This window comes from Microvirga sp. P4_G7, from assembly GCF_056401005.1.
Genome location: NZ_JBFUKD010000729.1, coordinates 1 through 1,749 on the forward strand (window position 1 = coordinate 1; position 1,749 = coordinate 1,749).

The 1,749-nt window shown below is 61.5% G+C and carries 3 protein-coding genes; 2 read left to right on the forward strand and 1 reads right to left on the reverse strand.

All coding sequences use genetic code 11. From position 1 onward, the window contains the following. Window positions 1-534, reverse strand: a 534-nt coding sequence (gene ruvX, locus AC1DT3_RS20065; RefSeq protein ID WP_477466972.1) for a Holliday junction resolvase RuvX, incomplete at its 3' end; no start/stop codon positions are given. Window positions 535-803: 269 nt separating this feature from the next. Between ruvX and AC1DT3_RS20070 the strand changes: the two genes are divergently transcribed. Next, window positions 804-1,502, forward strand: coding sequence for a metal-dependent hydrolase (locus AC1DT3_RS20070; RefSeq protein WP_477466973.1), 699 nt, complete (start codon window positions 804-806; stop codon window positions 1,500-1,502). 117 nt (window positions 1,503-1,619) lie between these two features. Continuing rightward, the coding region (locus AC1DT3_RS20075) for an Asp-tRNA(Asn)/Glu-tRNA(Gln) amidotransferase subunit GatC (protein ID WP_477466974.1) at window positions 1,620-1,749 on the forward strand (130 nt) is incomplete at its 3' end.

Genomic DNA, 1,749 nt, shown 5'->3' on the forward strand with positions numbered 1-1,749 from the left:
TGTCGGTGGCGTGTCGATATCCGTTTCGGTCTGGAAATCGTCGGCGAATTTCTCCTGCTCGACACAGAGTCGCTCATAGCGATCGAGCAGACCCTGCAGGATGTAGGCCGCAGCCATCTTGTCGACGGCCTCGGCGCGTTTCGCTCGCGACGTATCTGCGTCGAGGAGCGTGCGTGTCACCACCATCGTCGACATTCGTTCGTCCCAGAATACGATCGGTAGCGAGAGGAGAGGGGAAAGGTTGCGCACGAAAGCACGCGTCGCCTGCGTGCGCGGTCCTTCGGTTCCGTCCATGTTGAGCGGCAGGCCCACGACGAGACCACCGACGCCGTGCTGTTCGGCGAGAGCTTTGATCCGCTCGGCGTCGGGCGTGAACTTCACGCGCTTGATCGTCTCGAGCGGCGTCGCGATGTGATGTTCCACGTCGGAAAGCGCCAGACCGATCGTCTTCGTGCCGAGATCGACACCCATCAGCCGCGAGCGTGCCGGAAGGCGCTCGATCAGGCCGATCAATTCGCTGTCATTCGTCGTCATGGCGTTTCCTCGTTCGAGGTTTGCGAGAGGCTGGTGCACGCAGGACCCGGGGGCAAGCACTTTCGAACCTTGGCGGACGGTTTCCCGAAGCTGTGACTGGGTGACAGATGGACGCTCAAAGGTCCATGGCGTGTTCCGGACGCCCGGGCGTGCCCGGGCACGTTTTCTCGGCGCCGACCCTTTTTTTGGTTCTTAACGTTCTACCTGTAGTCGAAGCCTCCAAGTCCCATCTCCACCGTCTCCCAAGAGTTCTAGCTGAGGATCTACCCATGAAGATCACGTGGTTCGGCCATTCCGCATTCAGGCTCGATTTCGCCGACAAGGTCGTGCTGATCGACCCGTTCTTCACGGGGAACCCGGCCTTTCAGGGCGGAGTCGAAAAGGCCATGGAAGGGGCGACCCACGTCGTCGTCACCCATGGCCATGCGGACCACATCGGCGATACGCTCGACATCGCAAAGGCGACGGGGGCAACGGTCGTCACGAATTTCGAACTCTGCATGTATTTCGCCTCGCAAGGGCTCGAGCGGTTCCATGCTATGAATACGGGTGGAACGGCCGATCAGGGTGGCTTCTCCGTCACCTTGGTCCGCGCCGATCACTCGTCCGGTTTGGTCGAGTTGGGGGTCAATTTCCCTCTCGGCAGCGCCAATGGGGTGATCATCAAGGCCCCCGGCGAGCCGACCGTGTACCACATGGGCGATACCGACATTTTTGGCGATATGGGCCTCATCGCGGAAATTCATCAGCCGGACGTCGCCATGGTGCCGGTCGGGGATCGGTTCACCATGGGTCCCGAAGTCGCGGCGCTGGCGGTGCAGCGCTTTTTCAAATTGAAGGCGGCGATCCCTTGTCACTATGGATCGTTCCCGATGATTCTGCCGGACGCGGACCGGTTCGTTGCCGCGATGGACGGGAAGGGCACCCAGGTCGTCGTGCCGCAGAAGACGGTCGGAGTGCGGATCTGACGGGAATACCGGCCTCCGCCCCGGCGCGGTCGCCCTCCCTGAGACATATCTGACATTGCGACCTTGGCGGGCCGGGTGTTATAGCCCGCCAAACGCAGAGAAAAGGGGTTGGCCTCCATGTCGGTCGATCAGAACACGGTCCGGCGCATCGCGCGGCTGGCGCGCATCGCAGTGACGGAGGAGGATGTTCCTCATCTCCAAGGCGAGCTGAACGCGATCCTGTCCTTCGTGGAGCAACTCAACGAAG